The following is an 18460-nucleotide window of genomic DNA, read 5'->3' on the forward strand; positions in this document are numbered from 1 at the left end:
AAATACTTTTTCAAATAATTTTCAGATGGAAATTTCAAAAATCTTGGTGATCATGCTTGCTGACTAAGCTTTATGTGGGACTAAACCACAGAAAATCGTCTCTGGCTAAGATTCTTGTCAGTTCTCTAACTCCTGCTGCATCTCGCCATAATTTGTACTCCATGTGTCTTTGCTACCTCCATTTTCTTTCCTTATCGATGTAATCGCTCACCTCCTTGTCAAAAACCTACACCCATCAACCCCCAATTTCGGGCTTTCCCTGTTCTTGTTAACCAATAACCATTACAGATTTTAAAGTTATGTAGCCTTTTGATTACGATGGCTAAGGCACTAAGGTAAACTAGCCCTTGATTAATGATTCTTTCGCAGAGAAGATTACTCGAAAGGAGCCTTTTTAATGTCTCATACCGTAAAAATCTACGATACCTGCATTGGTTGCACTCAGTGCGTTCGGGCTTGCCCCACAGACGTACTGGAAATGGTGCCTTGGGATGGCTGCAAAGCCGCTCAAGTTGCTTCTTCCCCCCGTACTGAAGATTGCGTCGGTTGTAAGCGCTGCGAAACCGCTTGTCCTACCGACTTCCTCAGCATCCGAGTCTACTTGGGTGCTGAAACTACTCGCAGTATGGGTCTAGCTTACTAGGAATTTTGCTATTTCTTTAGCAATTTCCCCTGTCGGCACAACTAAAAGTTCTCATAAAAAGCGCTTTTAGCAGAAAGCGGGATGGACATTGCTCGCTTTTAATTATTTCTGTGAGTAGTGTCCACCCTAGCCCAACCTTATTTTTGACATTCGCACTCAAAAATAAATAATATTAAAGACTTGACAAAAGGGACATCACGTCCCTTTTTCTTTGCTAAATTTCAGAAGCTATGATCACAAATATTGCATTGGTTATATTTTAGATACATTGACTAATTAGCTAAATTGTCCTCAATAACAAAAACGGTGTGAAAAATGTGCGGAATCGTTGGTTATATCGGAACTCAAGCGGCGACAGAAATTTTGCTAGCAGGATTGGAAAAACTGGAGTATCGGGGCTACGATTCCGCCGGAATCGCGACGATTTGGGAAGGTGAGGTTAATTGCATTCGGGCGAAGGGCAAATTACACAACTTACGCTCAAAATTAGAACAGCTAGAAGCTCCATCACAGATTGGGATTGGACATACTCGCTGGGCTACCCACGGCAAGCCTGAAGAACATAATGCTCACCCCCACATGGATACTGTCAATCGTGTGGCGGTGGTGCAAAATGGGATTATTGAAAACTATCGGGAATTACGCGATCGCCTCAAATCTTTTGGTATCGATTTTCGCTCGGAAACTGATACTGAAGTTATTCCCCATTTGATTTCTCAATACCTTCGCGAAGAAATTGCAATGGGTGAATCGGATTCGCCCTTTTTTGATGCCGTACGTAAAGCTGTCCAGGAACTTGAGGGGGCATTTGCCGTTGCTGTAATTTCGGCTGACTTCCCCGATGAGTTGATTGTGGTTCGCCAGCAAGCACCATTAGTAATTGGTTTTGGACAAGGGGAATTTTTCTGTGCTTCCGATACGCCAGCGATCGTTTCTCATACCCGTGCTGTTTTACCATTGGAAAATGGTGAAATTGCCCGTCTGACTCCGTTAGGAGTGGAAATTTATGATTTCACTGGTAAAAGGTTGAAAAAACAACCTCGCTTGCTGAATTTGAGTCCCACAATGGTGGAAAAACAGGGATTCAAACACTTCATGCTCAAGGAAATCTACGAGCAGCCAGGAGTAGTACGGGCGAGTTTAGATGCTTACTTTAACGCTTCCGAAGAATCCCCAATCAACTTGGGTATTCCCGCCGATTTTTATGCTGATTTAGAACAAATTCAAATTGTGGCTTGTGGTACTAGCTGGCACGCCGCACTTGTTGGTAAATACTTACTCGAACAATTGGCTCAAATCCCCACGCAAGTACAATACGCCTCCGAGTTTCGCTATGCACCTGCGCCTCTAACCGCCAACACAATTACGATTGGCGTGACTCAATCGGGGGAAACAGCCGATACCCTCGCCGCCTTGGCAATGGAGAAAGAACGTCGTCAATTTCGAGATGCCAAGTATCAAGCGCGACTTTTAGGTATTACTAACCGTCCGGAGAGCAGCTTGGGGCATATGGTTCCCCATATTATTAATACCCTGGCGGGAATCGAAATTGGAGTTGCAGCAACCAAAACATTTATTGCCCAGTTAATGGCATTTTACGCCCTCGCCCTCGATTTAGCATCTCGTCGGCAAACACTTCCCCAAGAAAGAATCGCAGAAATAATTAATGGCTTGCGATTAATTCCCAAAGAAATCGAAGCAACCATAGATATACAAGATAAACTCACTGAACAACTGGCACACAACTTCGCGGAAACTCAAGATGTGATTTTCCTGGGACGAGGAATTAATTTCCCCATCGCCCTCGAAGGTGCATTAAAACTCAAGGAAATCAGCTATATCCATGCCGAAGGATACCCAGCAGGGGAAATGAAACATGGTCCCATCGCCCTATTAGATGCGAAAGTACCAGTAGTTGCGATCGCAGTTCCTGGTAGTGTGTATGAAAAGGTAATTTCTAATTCCCAAGAAGCTAAAGCTAGGGATTCCCGTTTGATTGGTGTGACACCAATTAGTGATGGTGAAGCTGGGGAAATTTTCCAAGATTTACTGACTGTTGCCAATGTTGATGAATTATTATCACCAATTCTCACCGTAATTCCTTTGCAGCTACTTTCCTATCACATTGCTGCTCGACGTGGTTTGGATGTGGATCAGCCAAGAAATTTAGCTAAAAGCGTTACAGTTGAATAGCGTATAAACACTTAGGCAATGAATGTGAATATTCGATTAATCGTTATTAGAGTTCATTGTGTGTTTCAATTATACTACTTTTTGTTAGTAACTGAGATGCGAACAGCTACGGTTGTCGCATCTTTTTTATACAGAGTATGAGTATGTACTGAGTTTTTGAAAAAGTAGGAAGCTAGAAGTGATAATAAAAGAGGATTTACGTGGCTTGATACCAATTCACAATTCGCAATTCGCAATTCGCAATTAAAAAACTTAGATGCAGCAAAGCTTTCAGGATTTACATCTGTATCAGATTTTTCGTGAAATGGTATGAGTTATGGGAATTCAGGAATTATTACTACCATTTCGAGAAGAAATATTAAAAATTGCCTCTAAATATTGTGCTTACAATGTGCGTGTTTTTGGTTCGGTAGCAAGAGGAGAAGCAAAACCTGATAGTGATGTTGATTTTTTGGTAGAAATGGAGGCAGGAAGAAATTTATTAGACAGGATTGGTTTAAAACAGGATTTGGAAGAATTATTAAAGCGGGAAGTGGATGGGGAGCATCCCAATTTTGCAAAAATATAATTTGTAGTGGGAGCATCTTGCTCCCTAATCTCCAGGAAGCGGGCTAGAAGCCCGCACTACAAAAAAACAATTTACACATTTGGGATGCTCCCTATTTCTTTCTTTTTTCATAAATAAATTAGGGGCTTGTGACCCTTTAAGCAGAGGGTAAAATATAATTTCTCCCTTCTCCCTTCTCCCTTCTCCCTCCTGCCCTCTGCCTTTCTTCGGTCAGCAATTATGATTCTGCCCAATCTTTTGCCCAAGCCAAAGTTTGATGCACTTGTTCTAAGGTGGCAGCTTCACAATATAGTCGCAAGACGGGTTCAGTGCCGCTAAAACGAATCATTAACCAGCGATTATCGGCAAGACGATATTTATAACCATCGATCGCTTGACAGTCTGTTACCGCCAATCCGGCGATTTCTTTTAATGGTTCTTTTTGCAATTGTGCGAGTAGTTTGGCGCGAACTTCCATACTTGCTAATGGTAAATCAATGCGATCGTATGCTGAGAAAAAGCCGGTTTTTTCCTGCAATTGGCGATAATAATCGCCTAAATCTAACCCCGACTCCACAATTGCCTCTAATACATACAAAGCTGAAAGTAAAGCGTCGCGTTCGGGAATATGTGTACCGTAACCAATCCCACCTGATTCTTCACCACCTAGTAATACATTCGCTTCTAACATTCTGTCGGCTATGTACTTGTAACCCACGGGTGTTTCAAAAACCGAAAGATTGTGTAACTTGGCGACTAAGGGCATTAAATCGGAACCACTAACGGTTTTGACGATTTCGCCAGTGAAACCACGACGTTTGGTTAAATGATCGATGAGAATTGGGATTAATATCTGCGAACTGAGGAAATTACCTGCACCATCAACAGCTGCAATCCGATCGCAATCTCCATCAAATACTAAGGCAACATTTAAATCACCAGGATTTTCTTGGCGATGGTTTTTCATTACCTCAAACAACTTCGAGAGATACTTGGGTAAAGGTTCCGGCGCGCCACCTGCAAATAACGGATCGCGATCGCTATTTATTTCCTTAAACTTATCACCCAGTAGCATCGCTAAACCACCAGCAGCCGCACCATGCATGACATCACCAAATACAGTCAGCTTTCCAGATGCGATCGCATGACGAATTTTGGTAATATCCACTTTGCTGCTAATGCCGTCACAATAACTACCCCAAGGGTTAAATTTTTCGATTTTTCCTGGAGTTGCCGCAACGGGTACAGCTTCATCAGCTAATAATGCTTCAATTTTTTGTGTCACTTCTGGCGGTACTGAACCACCAAACGCACTTTTTACCTTCAAACCCGAATATTTACCAGGATTGTGGCTAGCAGTAATTACCAAAGCACCCAAAGCATTTTCCTGTTTTGCAGCCCAACTAAAGGCTGGAGTCGGAGCAAAAGTTTCACTTAATAAAATATCAAAACCAGCCGCAGAAACTACTTCTGCAACCTTTTGGGCAAAATCCTCCGACATAAAACGGCGATCGTAACCCACTATAATTTTGCGATTTCCGGCTTTTTCTCCGTAGGTATCAAACAAAACCTTGGCGGCGACAGGTGCAACTAAAGCAACACGTTCAAAAGTGAACTCATCGGCAATGATACCGCGCCAACCATCTGTACCAAACTTGATTGATTTAGCTAAAGCAGGCATTTAAATATCCTAATTTCCCCACTGAGGATTCTAGCATTTACACAGTGTACTGAGTAAAAAATCACTCATCCATCTCTGCGATCGCATGTAGGCAATAAAGCTGACGTGGAGATTAATCTGTAGCAGTATTTTCGAGAATTCATCGAATCTGCCGAAAAATATTACTCCCAAGTTGCAACTGGACGCAAAACATCGGGTATTTCGCCCTGCGATAGAGGAAATTCCAACACAGTCTCCCGATAACCCAAATAACCCGACTCTGTAAAAGACATCAACATTCTTCCCAGTGCTACCCAAATTTCCGATTCATATTCCCAATCACGGTGACGAGATGCTCTACCTGCGATCGATTTGAGTGCCCAAAAATAGCTATTTCTGACTACAGAACCACCTTTTTTATATTCGGGTAAATCTTCGTGGTGCAAAAATAATAAATCATCTTCGATTCTGGCACGCATAATATATCAATAATTTAGAATTACAATTTAGGAATAGAAGTTAGAAATCGGACCTTAGGAATTAGAAAGTTAGTAAGATATCATGGCTCAGTTGATTATAATACTGTTATCGAAAAATGTAATATTTACATTTCAGCTAAATTTCAGCGACATTTCAGTCAAAATATAGAATTAAATAATCTCTAAAATCATTACACTAAATATATCTATAGTGGTAGCACATAGGTAAAACTATGAGTCAAAAAAATCGTCAGCCCTGGGATTTCGGGAAATTTGTGGAAACTCTCAGCTATTTTGAGGTAATTCCCTTACTTAATTGGATACAGGAATTATTTCAAGGTCGTCCACAGGATAGTCAAAACAAACCCGACGGAGATAAAAAAGTGGGTGTAATACTAGTAGCAGGTGCAACCGGTGGTGTGGGTCAGCGAGTTGTCAAAAGCTTGCTGAAAAAAGGCTACAGAGTTCGTTCTCTCGTCCGTGACATCGAAAAAGCGCGTGAAATTTTAGGTAATGAAACAGAATTAGTAGTAGCAGATATAACTAAAATCGAAACCTTAACTCCTCTGGTGATGGCAAATATTCAAGCTGTGATTTGCTGTACTGCGGTGCGAGTCCAACCTGTAGAAGGAGATACTCCAGATCGGGCAAAATATAACCAAGGTGTGCAATTTTATCAGCCGGAAATCGTGGGAGATACACCCGAAAATGTCGAATATCAAGGTGTGAAAAATTTAGTTGAGGTTGCAGCAAAATATCTACCTCAGGCAGATGTAAAAACTATATTTGATTTCACTCAATCTTCAGGCAATCCAAATAAATTCAATGATTTAAGTTTAAATAACTTAAAAAATATTTGGGGTGCCTTAGATGATGTTGTCATGGGTGGTATCAGCAGCAGCAACATGATTCTCACTGATAATGTAGCGATATTTACAGGTAATGTTTCCACTGATAATTCGGGTGGATTCGCATCAGTTAGAACTAAAAATTTTCAACCATCAATTAATTTATCTGGATACGAAGGAATTGAATTACGCATTCAGGGTGATGGTAAACGCTATAAATTATTTGTGCGTACTGATTCCGCTTGGGATGGCGTTGGTTATAGTTATTCTTTTGATACAGTAGATGGTGCTTGGATTAATGTTCAGATTCCTTTTGCTGATTTAATTCCCGTATTTCGTGCCAAAGTCGTCAAAAATTGTCCGGCAATTGATCAAAGTCGAGTTTGTTCTCTGCAATTAATGTTAAGTAAATTTGAGTATGATGGTCAATTAAATCCTTATTTTTCTCCTGGTAGTTTTTCTTTAAAAATTGAGTCGATCGCAGCCTATGGAGGTAATAAATTACCTAGATTTGTTCTTGTTAGTTCCGCAGGTGTCACAAGACCCGGTAGAGCAGGTATCAACTTAGAAGAAGAACCGCCAGCAGTGCGATTAAATGACCAATTAGGTGGCATTTTAACTTGGAAATTAAAGGGAGAAGATAGTCTTAGAGAAAGCGGTATTAGCTACACTATTATCCGTCCTTGTGCGTTGACAGAAGAAGCAGGAGGGAAAGAATTAATTTTAGAGCAAGGTGATAATATTCGCGGAAAAATTAGTCGTGATGATGTCGCTGAGTTATGTGTGCAAGCCCTGCAAAATACTCAAGCTTGTAATGTCACTTTTGAAGTTAAAGCCACTGAAAATTCAGTGAATAATACGAACTGGGAAAATTTATTTGCTGCTTTAGAAACCAATAAGTAATATCAGGTTCGCCTGAATAATGACGATAAAACCGACGTGGAGATGGGGAAATGACTTTCTCCTCCTTCTACATATCTAGCTGTCTGCCTCCACAAGCATTTGACAGATGCGATCGCTTTCGTTATGATAAACTCATAGTCGTTACGAGTATGCTTAAGCTGCTATATTTCGTCAGGTTGTCACTAATTTAAAAATCAGAATTATCAACAATTTTTCTAATCAGTGGAGTAAATATGGTGAGAATAGTCGGTATTGCAGGTAGTTTACGAGCCAATTCTTACAGTCAAATGGCTTTAGAACTGGCAGCCCAAAGAGTCCAAGCATTAGGTGCAGAAGTCGAAATTCTGGATTTAAGAAAGATGCAGTTACCATTTTGCGATGGGGGTGATGAGTATCCAGATTACCCAGATGTCAAGAGATTGCAGGATGCTGTCAGTAATGCTGATGGATTAATTTTGGTGACACCTGAGTATCACGGTAGTATTAGTGGAGTCTTGAAAAATGCCCTCGATTTAATGAGTTTCGATCAATTATCTGGTAAAGTTGCCGGACTCATTAGCGTTTTGGGTGGACAATCCAACAGTAATGCGCTGAATGATTTACGAGTGATTTTAAGATGGACTCACACTTGGTCTATTCTAGAACAAGTCGCAATTGGACAAGCTTGGAAAGCCTTTAGTGCTGAAGGTAAACTATTAGATGAAAAACTGTTCCAACGACTTGATCAATTTGCTGAAAGTTTAGTTGAGACTACTCACAAGTTGCGAAAAAATTAGAAAATAAGGTTTACTTTATGCATCACCTCTAATTGATATCTAATCAATAATCAATTAATCTGTAATACGAAATTTTCGATCGCCGTTATGACTTCACTGACAATAGAAAGTATATATACAGATGGTGCTTGCACAGGCAACCCTGGACCTGGTGGTTGGGGTGCTGTCGTTTATTATGATGATGGTTCGGTTCACGAAATGGGCGATTCTTGCCCTCAAACCACCAATAATCGCATGGAAATGCAAGCCGCGATCGCAGCTTTACAATTTTTTGAGGCTTCCGGGCAAAGTTACCCAATTACCCTCTACACAGATAGCGAATATCTAATCAATTGCGTCACCAAATGGGTAAAAAGTTGGAAAAAGAAAGGTTGGAAAAAAGCCGACGGCAAGCCTGTACAAAATCAAGATTTATTAGAAATTCTCGATGAACTCAACAGCCGCAAAGTCAGATGGGAACATGTACGCGGACATGCTGGTAACGTTGGGAACGAAAGGTGTGATACTATTGCTCGTGCCTTTGCCACTGGTAAGGGCTTATCACTTAAGCAACAGGGAGATATTGACTCAACTATAGCTTTAGGCATAAAAAAAGAGTTAAATGTAGCAAAAGTATCTGAAAATAAAGGACACTCGACAATAATTAACGATGACACTTTCGCAGTAGATACCCTTGTTACTGAAATCACTATGGTAGATGCCTCTATTAACTCTAACAATCACCATGAAAATGTACCCTGCGAAGTCAGAGTTACCCAACTCCGTAATCTAATGGATACCCTCCGTATTGCTGATGAAATTGCTGAAAAAGGTTATTTAATTACTAGCTCCGAGCTTGCAGATTTAATGGATGTCCATGCTAGTGCAGTCACCAGTCGCGGTGATGAATGGCGCTGGCGGAATTGGATTGTTTCCCGTGTACGTCGGGAAGGAAATCAAATCCTCTGGGAACTCGAACGTGGGGACAAAGTTAAAGAAGAAGCTGAATGATACCAATTCGTAATTCGTAATACCCGTTACCCTGCGGGAAGCCACTCCGCGTCTCTGTCTCTCCTAGTCAATCTCAACCTATCAATTCTGGGTTGGCGAACCACTAGGTTCTAAATCGCAAGTTAATATTTTGATAAAATTGCGATCGCCCCAATCATAATTCAATTTGAATAATTCCTGCCTCGCCATTGCTTCGGCTTTTGCAATGCCGATAGTATAATTCGCAACACTGCTAAAGTATCTGCAAAGGGTGAAAGCCAAAATAATAAGCTACCGCGTGCTTGTGTCAAGTCATAGGAAGGTGCGATCGCTAACAACATCCCCCAGCGAATTAAGAATAAAAATATGTTGGTTCCCAATAGCCAGTTGAGAGGGAGAGAGGCAGAACTGGAGAGATAGAGAGGTAGAAAAAATCCAATTATTGGTAAGGGTAATGCTTGTACTGATACCAATAGCCAAATATCACCCCAGGTTTGAGCGCGTGATGAAGCGTCTTTTAAATCTAAACTACGTCCCCATTCTTTCCAGGTTTCTGCTGCACCTTCGTACATCCGCACTTTAAAAACTTTTGCCCCATCAAGAAAGCCGACTTTAAATCCGGAAGCGGCAATATTTCTGGCTAAGGTGACATCATCACAAAAAGAACCTTTGGCACTCGTATATCCACTGACTGCCTCTAAGGCTGAGCGGCGGCACAAAAAGCATTGCCCATTAGCCATTACCCGTTCGGAATTGTTGGCATTTACACCCGCCGGGTTAAAGCGATAAAGCAAAGTCATTAACAATGCTGGTTGCAACCAACACTCACCAGGATACTTGAGGATAAACTGTGGCGATAGGGAGACTAAATCGTATCCTTGAGCGATCGCAGTTTTAACTAAACCTGCAATTAAACTGGGGTGGGGTACAGTATCCGCATCCATCCCCAAAAACCACTCACTGGATGCAGATATGTGTAAAAATCCATTATGTAGTGCCCAAGGACGACCTACCCAACCTCCTGGTAAAGGATCATCTGTCATCACGCGAAAACGAGGGTCTTTTGTTTGTAAAGCTTTAACTAATTCGGGAGTCCCATCGTCAGAGTTACTATCAACTACAATGACTTCTCGCAATTCATAACTTTGCTGACTCAAGCCAGCTAACAATGGTGCAATTCTTTCTGCTTCGTTGAGTGTGGGCACAACGACGCTGACGCTGCCGAGTATATCAAGTGTGGGTGGTTGCGGTTGAATGGGGGGAAGTCTTCTTGCTCCTTTGAAAAGACGCGAAAGTAAGATGGCAACTGCTGGTATTTGAATTAAAAGAAGAATCAGGGACATTGGGGAATGGAGACGCGGGGATGGGGAGATGGGGAGATGGGGAGATGGGGAGATGGGGAGATGGGGAGATGAAAAGAAATTACTGGAGTTTGGCTGAAAAATCTCCCCGCCAACTCCTTTCCACAAGCAAATGGCTGTCTTCTCCTTCTTTCCGTCTCTTTGACAATGCCCAGTTGCCAATTTTTACTTGGCTGCAACTTGAATGGGTGTTGTTGTAATCGCTGGTGTTTCTTCTGCATTCACAGCTTTCCACCATAACAATATTGCCGGAATGACTCCACCAAAAAAGCCCAAGGATACAGGAATTAAATAACCAGAGCCTAGACTTAATCCTGCGGCAAAGGCGAAGTTACTCAGGTAAACAATCATCGGTATATTAAGTTGCGATCGCTCTAATTTTACGGGGTTATTGCGCCACATAAATGCTGCAACTGTCATAAATAAAGCACTCGTACCAAACCAACCTACATAATTTTGATAAGGTGTGCCAAAGAATGCACCAGGTTGTTCCCAATACCAGAAAGGTAAGGAGGTTTGACTCATAGCTGGTTCCAAGGCAAAGTCCCAACAGGTAAACAACATTGCTCCCAGGGCTACGGCTGCAACTTGACGCAGGAAAGTCGGGTTTTTTGCCACTCCTAGTCCTGCATGTGCGACTAAATAAGCCGATAAGCCGACGTAAAACCAAGATAAAGGAATCGTAAACGGTACTAATCCAGCAATTTTATATCCCAAACCGTTTAAATAACTATAGTATCCAAACGGAAATCCCGTACTAGTCCCCAATAATTCACTGCTTACTGATATTAATACTGCTGGGATCATAAAACCTAGCCAAGTTCGCCATCCCAAGGTTCTGAAGGCAAAAATCGAAACAGCTATAGTTCCTAAAATAATGTCAATGACTCCGCCATCCGCCATACTCACTTGGATTGCAGTTTCTCCTACTTCCCCAAAGCTTAATAACTTCTCAGCATGGGGAATAACTAGCAGAATTCCAGCTAGTCCAAAAGCCTTTGCCAATATGTGACCAGTTAGACATACACGCTCGGCAATTACAAGCTGTCTCATGATATTCCTTATCAATATAATTTGCGCCTACTTGTACATTTTTAAACAGTGCTGCTAACAGTTTACAAATGTTTATGAAAATATTTAACTAATTTTTGGGAAATTATTGGTAATTTTGCCAAGATACAGTCGCTGAGGTTAAGTCGTCAAGTTTTCACTAATAGCTAGTGGTTCGCCAACCCAGAATTATTGACGGGTTGAGATTGACTCGGAGATGCTGAGACACGGAGACGCGGAGATTTTTGTCTCTGCAAAGTTACTTTGGTCAACTAGTAGTTGACAGTTGCAAATTCTCATCACCAAATTTTAACTTGACAACATTTTTAGACAAAATTTTCTAGACAAAAGTGATGTTTAATGCTAAGACAATGTGATTAATTTCAATCTCAACTCTGCCAAAATAGTATAATGGTTATTCTACCAAGACAAATCGGAGTAGAAAAGCCGATTGGTATTTCACCTTGTAGAAAGATTGGATGATCAAATTTTGAACTGAAAAAAGTATTGCCATAGCATGTCTATAATTAAAAAAATCCCTTGGCTTTCCTTGACACTGGCTTTACTCACCTATTCCAGTTTAGGCTGGTTCATATCGGTAATAAATTTAGACCCAATCGCTTGGATTGGAGTTGCGATCGCACTATTATTAGTAGTTGCAATCATGACAATGCCTTTGCTTGAGTTTAACAAATACACTAATTATCTATTTAAATCTAATATTCGCACCTTTGTAGCCGCCATTTTCGGCGCTCTGCTGCTATTTCTGATGCTGGGCTGGTTCCGGCTATTTCTCGATACCTTAGTGATTGTGGCAGCAAATATATTAGTCCGAATTGACTTTCAAACTGCTGGTTGGCAACAAATACATGCTTTTGGCATCCTGTCTTTGATAGCTCTTTCAGGCTTAGGTATTGGTTCTTTGCTTCACCGCTTAATGTCAACCTAAAATTCAGCCAGAAACTTAAAAGCCGGACTTTTTGAATAAGCCCGACTTCTGCATCAGTCAATTTGCGAGAAAATCTCAATTAACAAGCAGCAGCAACTGGATAAACACTTACTTTCTTGCGGCTTTTACCCTTTCTTTCAAAGGTGACAACCCCGTCAACCAAAGAAAACAAAGTATCATCCTTACCAATGCCAACATTGTTACCAGGGTGGAATTTAGTTCCACGTTGACGCACTAAAATATTACCAGCACGAACTACTTGACCGCCAAAGCGTTTTACGCCAAGTCGCTGGGCGTTTGAGTCGCGCCCGTTCCTCGTACTACCAGTACCTTTCTTACTTGCCATGATTGCCTCCCGCTTCTAGTTGTTTATCTATCTTTTCTTGTTAACTATATTGAGAACTGGAAATCAGCATCACCAAGCCAGAATTATTCATATTTTTCCTGACTAAGTATTCGTGTAAAAATAAATTTAACAAGCAGTGTAGGCAGCGTTCAAGTGAGCGCTCATACCGAAGTCTTGCCCACCTTTAGAAAATAGCAAGCGAGACGCTTGCACTACTTATTTTTACATGATTCCTAATGATAACTGACTTCTAAATGCTCAAAATTATTCTTCAGTAGCAGTTTCAGTTGTGCTATCTACTATCGGCGCGTCAGCAATCACCGACCCATTCATACTAATCGAATTTATCATTAGTCGGGTAACTTCTTGACGGTGCCCGCGTTTTTTGCGGGTTTTCTTCTTCGGCTTCATTTTGTAAACTAGAACTTTGCGATCGCGAAAATGTCGCATTACAGTTCCTTGAACAGTTGCGCCAGCTACAATCGGCTGTCCAATTGTAACTTCACCATCGTGCTGTACTAGTAAAACAGCATCTATAGTAACTTGTTCATCAGGTTCTACGTGAAGCAGTTCAATATCGTAAAAACGACCGGGTTCAACGCGCAGTTGCTTACCGCCAGTCTCAATAATTGCGTAACTCATAAATTGTCCTTGAAGGTTGCCGTACAGGTAGCTGGTTTCACATTTGTTTACCGGATCTCGATAAACCTGTTTCCAGCTTTTGCAGGATGTCTACCTGTTCCGAGCGGAAATTAGACAGACAATCTCTTATATTATTTTGCTAAGGAATCAATGTCAATCAGTTGGCGAAAAAATCTCAGCAAATGTAGAGGTATAATTTTTTTTATATTTTTTGGCATATTTTTTGACTCAACTGGCGTAATTCTTGTGAATAGGGGTGTATTTATAAATGACACAGAACAGCACCAAACATTCTGAGCAGTCTTAGAGATTGCTCAGTTTTTTTTCTTTCCAAGAATCGGGAAGTATGTAATTTGAGTTATATAGTGATGTATCGGTTTAGGTTAAGTTTATCTAAAATTGATTCACTTATTCATTACCTACACCTGAATAAATTATGAAACGTATAGAAGTTGAACAACGCTCAATTTTTATCGGTTTAGCAGGTAGCCACGGTTACGGTTTAAATCGCCCTGAGTCTGATTATGACTACCGAGGGGTATTTATTGCCCCCAAGGAGTATTATCTTGGTTTTAGTAATGTCGAACAAAAAGATAGCGGTTGGGATAGGGAATCGGGGATGTTTCCGTTTTTAGATGGAAATCAAGATACTGTTATCTATGAATTGCGAAAAATAATTAATTTATTATCTGGTGCTAACCCCAATGTCTTAGAGTTGCTTTGGTTAAATAACTATCCCCATTTAACTGAAGTCGGTAAACACTTAATCAAGCATCGCCAATTATTTTTGAGCAAGAAGGTTAAGCACACATATTCGGGTTATGCATTTGCTCAAATCAAAAAAATGGAAAGTCATCGCAAGTGGTTATTAAATCCTCCTGAATCTAAACCAATTCCTGCTGATTTTGGGATCGAAAATGAAGAGCCTCTTGCCAAGGAAGAACTGAATGCATTTTTAGAGTATTTATATTTATTAATTCGCGGCAAAATCGAGTTTTTAGAAGAATCGGAACAATTATACAAATTATTAACAGCAGATATTGATTTTAAAGGTTTACTGAAACAATATACTTTGCCTGATGAGACTTTAGCATATTCCCAAAAAATGACTTTTGGGCGTAAAGATTTCATTCGTTTACTCCAAAAAAGCCAAAGTTATCAAGTTGCCTTGCGGGAATGGAACGCCTATCAAACTTGGCAGAAAAATCGTAATCCAGTCAGGGCGGAGATGGAGCGCAAATCAGGATTTGACTTGAAGCATGGGATGCACTGCATCAGATTGTTACGCAGTGGTTTAGAAATTTTAAAATCAGGAAGTATAATTGTCGATCGCAGAGAAGCTGGCGATGCCGAAGATTTGAGAGCAATTATTCGCGGCGAATATTCTTACGAACAGGTAATGAAAATAGCAGAGGATTTGGTGATGGAAATGGATAAAGTCTATGAAGAATCAACTTTACCCAATCGACCAAATTTAGAGCAAATTAATAATTTATGTATTGAATTAGTGGAGATGCAAGGCTGGGATTAATCTGGACAAAAATAATTGCAAAACATTAACTCATCTGAAATTACCAATTCAGGCATTAACCATTGTTTAATATATCCGCAAACCCACACAAACTGGTAATCAATAATAGTAATGCAGTGATTTGAGTGACGCGGTTTTGGTGTGAGGGAATCATGGACTCACGTACTAAAATCGAAATTGCCGAACCAAATACCAAACTCAACCCCAGCACCATATAAGGCTTCTCTGTAGGAAATAATATCGACACTGCAATGCTAGCAATTGCCAACATCAACATGAGTAACTCGACAAATCGAGGTGGATTGTACTGACTCGCTAAAAGAAATGTGTCGAACCAAAAACGTAGACTTCGCATTATTTTTAGTGCTGAGTTTTGAGTGCAGTAGATGCAGTAGACTGTATTAATTGAAAAGTCAAAAGTTTTCAATTGGGAGTAGGGAATTACCTAGCTTTCGCCTTCACGAGTATTACCCTTCCCCGACAAAAAACTATCTTACCCCTGTCTTCACTCCCATACCATTCTTCGCAGATGTATCTTCTGCAACTTCCACTCCAAAGATACGACCGAAAACTTTTTCCACTTTGTAACCAGAATCAATTGATTCCAGTGGGTCTTTCCGCAAACGGTGACGTAGACACAGTGTAATTACGCGATGAATATCATCAATTGTTACTTCTGTCCGCCCTTCATAAGCGGCGATCGCTTTGGCTGCACGGTTAGTAACAATATCACCTCGCAATCCATCAACATCAAGTTCGGAACAAACTTCGGAGATTTTGACCCGCAAATCGTAATCAAGATTCACAGAAGGAAGCAAAGTCTGAGCATTGACGATACTTTGTTGCAGGGCATCTTGTTCTGGTTGATACTTTTCCAAAAAAGGTTTGGGGTTTTGATCAAACTCAGAACGCTGTTCGACAATTTGTACCCGTAATGCAGGTTCCTTGACAGTATGAATTTCCGCGTGCATTCCAAAGCGATCGAGTAATTGCGGACGCAATTCTCCTTCCTCTGGGTTGCCGGAACCAACTAACACAAACCTGGCGGGGTGACGAATCGAAATACCTTCCCGTTCTACAGTATTCCAACCGCTAGCAGCCGAATCCAGGAGTACATCAACTAAATGGTCATCCAGCAAGTTGACTTCATCGACGTAGAGAATACCTCGGTTAGCCTTGGCAAGCAACCCCGGTTCAAAGGCTTTGACACCTTCCGATAAAGCCTTTTCAATATCAATGGTGCCGCAAACCCGGTCTTCAGTTGCACCCAAAGGTAAATCAACCATTTGCACCTTACGCTGAACAACATTAGGAGTTCCCCCTTGCTGTACAGTAGTGCGAACTTCATCACCCATTAATTCTGGATCGCTGGGATGGCTATTAAACGGGTCATTTTCTACCACAGGGATTTCTGGAAGCAAGTCAGCCAAAGCCCGGATAGTTGTAGATTTGCCCGTACCGCGATCGCCCATAATCATGACACCACCGATTTTGGGGTCAATCACGTTCAACAGCAATGCCAGCTTCATTTCTTCCTGACCGACAATTGCTGTAAAGGGGAAAACAACGCGACGCGCACTTGCTGTAGATTGTGCTGTTGAACTCACTAAAATTACCTTTAACAATATTTTCTTATTACCGTATTTAATTGTGCCACAGTTGGGCAATAGATTTAAGACCGCTTCTAGAAACTATCCATTTCCCTACAACTCTTGTCCACAAAAGGGTTTTGTTGTTTTGCTGTTTGTGATCCCTCCGTGGTCGATTATGAAAAATGAGATACTTAAGGGATTGAATCAGCCAAGTGTAACAATAAAAGCGATGACAGCCAAAAAGCCAGATTGGTTTAAACTTACATTCCAAGTCAAAGGTTCTGTAATAGCTGCTATTTACCAACGTGTAATTTGGTGCGGTTTATTTGGACTGTTGATTTCTATACTATTTCATTTCAAAATACCTGTATCTCAACCAATTCTAGGTAGTGTAATTCCCAGTATCGTTTTGGGTTTGTTACTAGTTTTTCGTACGAATACTGCCTATGATCGGTTTTGGGAAGGTAGAAAAAGTTGGGGTTCTATAGTTAATAGTAGTCGTAATTTAGCTAGACAAATTTGGGTATCGGTTGACGAAGTTGCAGATGAAGATAGAAAGGGGAAAATTGCAGCTTTATATTTATTAGTTGCCTTTGCGATCGCAACTAAACAACATTTGCGCGGAGAGAATGCAATTGCAGAATTAGAAGCACTAATGTCGTCTTCTAAATATCAGAAACTGACGATGATGAATAATCCGCCTTTAGAAGTTGCATTTTGGATTAGCGACTATTTGCAGCAACAATATAATCAGAATTGTATTAATAGCTATCAGTTGGCTGCTATGCAGGGATTGTTAAATAATTTAGTCGATAATTTAGGTGTTTGTGAGCGTATTTTAAAAACACCAATTCCTTTGGCATATGCAATCCACTTAAAACAATTACTATTGATTTATTGTATCTTATTACCATTTCAAATAGTTGAGAGTCTGAATTGGTGGACGGGTTTGGTTACTGCTTTAATTAGTTTTACACTTTTTGGCATTGAGGCGATTGGTTTAGAAATTGAAAATCCTTTTGGCTATGATGCGAATGATTTACCTTTGGATACAATTTGCCAGACAATGAAGCGTAATATCGACGATTTAACTAGTTTAAAACCTAGTCTTAATTCATACAATGGTGATTCTATTCGTCAAGATTAATCTCAGCTTCCTTGGATTTGGACAAGGCTGATGAAGTTGCTTCTCTAGAGCCGTGAGCCTCCTCTGGAGGTGCTTGACTAAAAGCTACCGCTCTAGAGATACTAAGCATTTTAATCTCTACAAAATGAATAGGTATGAATTTAGAGTTGAATTAAGCGATCGCCCACAGGATATGAAATTTTCCCGGAATTCGCGATTATCTGGCTGCAAGTTCATTGCAAATGTCCTGATGTCCCTTGATATGTTTGTTATCGATAAAATCATGTGTTTTTTGAAGATATTCTTTTATCACTATTTCTGCGTCGCTGGCAATTTGTAAGTTACTGTCTGCGGATGACTGTTTTCCACATCCACTGAAGAAAACTGAGCGATCGCCAACAAAGGCAATGTTAATGTCAACATTGCAATAATAGTTCCTGCTATGTCTGCTAAACGATGACCAGATGTATCACTATTCGCAGACTGACTACTTGAATTCATAAAAAGGCAAAACTCATGACAATAATATCTTAATCAACTCTCTATACTGAGAGTCCTACTCTTATTTTAGCTAACATTTGGCTGGGCATTGTATAACAATTAATAATTTCAAAATTTTTCTAGCGAAAAAAAATCTTTTAATTTGATTTGATATTTTTATACCACAGTTTTTTATACATTCTTCTCTCTATCTACGGCATTAGCAGCTATTTTCTGAGAATTTACGGATGATTACTGAGTTGTTCACTCGTTCAATCCCATCTAAATTATTTTGTTCAAATATCCGCTATCTAACTAAAGTTGCAGCAACAAAGTTGACATGGAGTAATTTTACAATTACAACA

20 protein-coding genes are annotated in these 18460 nt (G+C 40.4%); 10 read left to right on the forward strand and 10 right to left on the reverse strand.

The window, feature by feature from the left end; genetic code table 11:
• Window positions 1–397: 397 nt before the first annotated feature.
• The 3 genes from psaC to VB733_RS18775 all read left to right on the forward strand — a co-directional run bounded on the left by psaC (window position 398) and on the right by VB733_RS18775 (window position 3404).
• Window positions 398–643, forward strand: coding sequence for a photosystem I iron-sulfur center protein PsaC (gene psaC, locus VB733_RS18765; RefSeq protein WP_010997613.1), 246 nt, complete (start codon window positions 398–400; stop codon window positions 641–643).
• Between the two features lie 315 nt (window positions 644–958).
• Entirely contained in the window at window positions 959–2836 is a 1878-nt protein-coding gene (glmS, locus tag VB733_RS18770; RefSeq protein ID WP_323341584.1) for a glutamine--fructose-6-phosphate transaminase (isomerizing), read from the forward strand.
• A gap of 316 nt (window positions 2837–3152) precedes the next feature.
• A complete protein-coding gene (locus VB733_RS18775) occupies window positions 3153–3404 on the forward strand; it encodes a nucleotidyltransferase family protein (RefSeq protein ID WP_323341585.1) in 252 nt (83 codons plus the stop codon).
• Window positions 3405–3621: 217 nt separating this feature from the next.
• On the opposite strand, the gene VB733_RS18780 is transcribed toward VB733_RS18775, so the two are convergent.
• Window positions 3622–5064: a phosphoglucomutase/phosphomannomutase family protein gene (locus VB733_RS18780; protein ID WP_323341586.1), complete on the reverse strand. Its 1443-nt coding sequence runs from the start codon at window positions 5062–5064 to the stop codon at window positions 3622–3624.
• A gap of 161 nt (window positions 5065–5225) precedes the next feature.
• Window positions 5226–5522 carry a hypothetical protein gene (locus tag VB733_RS18785; RefSeq protein WP_323341587.1) on the reverse strand — a complete coding sequence of 99 codons (297 nt, stop codon included), beginning with the start codon at window positions 5520–5522 and terminating at the stop codon, window positions 5226–5228.
• A gap of 233 nt (window positions 5523–5755) precedes the next feature.
• Between VB733_RS18785 and VB733_RS18790 the strand changes: the two genes are divergently transcribed.
• From VB733_RS18790 to rnhA, 3 genes are all read left to right on the forward strand, one after another.
• Window positions 5756–7273, forward strand: coding sequence for a CIA30 family protein (locus VB733_RS18790; RefSeq protein WP_323341588.1), 1518 nt, complete (start codon window positions 5756–5758; stop codon window positions 7271–7273).
• Between the two features lie 233 nt (window positions 7274–7506).
• Window positions 7507–8049 (forward strand): NADPH-dependent FMN reductase, encoded by a 543-nt coding sequence (locus VB733_RS18795; RefSeq protein WP_323341589.1) that lies wholly within the window; start codon window positions 7507–7509, stop codon window positions 8047–8049.
• An 87-nt stretch (window positions 8050–8136) separates the two neighbouring features.
• Complete coding sequence (gene rnhA, locus VB733_RS18800; protein WP_323341590.1) at window positions 8137–9039, forward strand: ribonuclease HI; 903 nt, start codon at window positions 8137–8139, stop codon at window positions 9037–9039.
• 161 nt (window positions 9040–9200) lie between these two features.
• Here the strand turns inward: rnhA and cruG are convergent, their stop codons facing one another.
• Window positions 9201–10361, reverse strand: coding sequence for a 2'-O-glycosyltransferase CruG (cruG, locus tag VB733_RS18805; RefSeq protein WP_323341591.1), 1161 nt, complete (start codon window positions 10359–10361; stop codon window positions 9201–9203).
• Here cruG and VB733_RS18810 point away from each other — a divergent pair.
• Window positions 10361–10579, forward strand: a complete 219-nt coding sequence (locus VB733_RS18810; RefSeq protein ID WP_323341592.1) for a hypothetical protein — start codon at window positions 10361–10363, stop codon at window positions 10577–10579. The genes cruG and VB733_RS18810 overlap by 1 nt on opposite strands.
• On the opposite strand, the gene cruF is transcribed toward VB733_RS18810, so the two are convergent.
• Window positions 10545–11432 carry a gamma-carotene 1'-hydroxylase CruF gene (gene cruF, locus VB733_RS18815; RefSeq protein ID WP_323341593.1) on the reverse strand — a complete coding sequence of 296 codons (888 nt, stop codon included), beginning with the start codon at window positions 11430–11432 and terminating at the stop codon, window positions 10545–10547. The two genes, VB733_RS18810 and cruF, sit on opposite strands and share 35 nt — an antisense overlap.
• A 514-nt stretch (window positions 11433–11946) precedes the next feature.
• Between cruF and VB733_RS18820 the strand changes: the two genes are divergently transcribed.
• Window positions 11947–12378 carry a hypothetical protein gene (locus tag VB733_RS18820; RefSeq protein ID WP_323341594.1) on the forward strand — a complete coding sequence of 144 codons (432 nt, stop codon included), beginning with the start codon at window positions 11947–11949 and terminating at the stop codon, window positions 12376–12378.
• A gap of 79 nt (window positions 12379–12457) precedes the next feature.
• On the opposite strand, the gene rpmA is transcribed toward VB733_RS18820, so the two are convergent.
• Together rpmA and rplU are read right to left on the reverse strand one after the other, a co-directional pair.
• Window positions 12458–12724: a 50S ribosomal protein L27 gene (gene rpmA, locus VB733_RS18825; RefSeq protein ID WP_323341595.1), complete on the reverse strand. Its 267-nt coding sequence runs from the start codon at window positions 12722–12724 to the stop codon at window positions 12458–12460.
• A gap of 264 nt (window positions 12725–12988) precedes the next feature.
• Window positions 12989–13366 (reverse strand): 50S ribosomal protein L21, encoded by a 378-nt coding sequence (gene rplU / locus VB733_RS18830; RefSeq protein WP_323341596.1) that lies wholly within the window; start codon window positions 13364–13366, stop codon window positions 12989–12991.
• Between the two features lie 436 nt (window positions 13367–13802).
• On the opposite strand from rplU, the gene VB733_RS18835 reads away from it, so the two are divergent.
• Window positions 13803–14897, forward strand: a complete 1095-nt coding sequence (locus tag VB733_RS18835; RefSeq protein ID WP_323341597.1) for a DNA polymerase beta superfamily protein — start codon at window positions 13803–13805, stop codon at window positions 14895–14897.
• A 55-nt stretch (window positions 14898–14952) separates the two neighbouring features.
• On the opposite strand, the gene VB733_RS18840 is transcribed toward VB733_RS18835, so the two are convergent.
• Together VB733_RS18840 and bchI are read right to left on the reverse strand one after the other, a co-directional pair.
• A complete protein-coding gene (locus tag VB733_RS18840; protein ID WP_323341598.1) occupies window positions 14953–15252 on the reverse strand; it encodes a hypothetical protein in 300 nt (99 codons plus the stop codon).
• Between the two features lie 133 nt (window positions 15253–15385).
• Window positions 15386–16504, reverse strand: a complete 1119-nt coding sequence (gene bchI / locus VB733_RS18845; protein ID WP_323341599.1) for a magnesium chelatase ATPase subunit I — start codon at window positions 16502–16504, stop codon at window positions 15386–15388.
• Between the two features lie 214 nt (window positions 16505–16718).
• Between bchI and VB733_RS18850 the strand changes: the two genes are divergently transcribed.
• A complete protein-coding gene (locus tag VB733_RS18850) occupies window positions 16719–17636 on the forward strand; it encodes a bestrophin family protein (RefSeq protein ID WP_323341600.1) in 918 nt (305 codons plus the stop codon).
• Here VB733_RS18850 and VB733_RS18855 read toward each other — a convergent pair.
• Window positions 17620–17745, reverse strand: coding sequence for a hypothetical protein (locus VB733_RS18855; RefSeq protein WP_323341601.1), 126 nt, complete (start codon window positions 17743–17745; stop codon window positions 17620–17622). The genes VB733_RS18850 and VB733_RS18855 overlap by 17 nt on opposite strands.
• A gap of 182 nt (window positions 17746–17927) precedes the next feature.
• Window positions 17928–18116, reverse strand: coding sequence for a hypothetical protein (locus VB733_RS18860; RefSeq protein WP_323341602.1), 189 nt, complete (start codon window positions 18114–18116; stop codon window positions 17928–17930).
• Between the last annotated feature and the right edge of the window lie 344 nt (window positions 18117–18460).

Origin of the sequence: Calothrix sp. UHCC 0171 (genome assembly GCF_034931845.1) — a bacterium.
Classification (GTDB): Bacteria; Cyanobacteriota; Cyanobacteriia; order Cyanobacteriales; family Nostocaceae; genus Brunnivagina.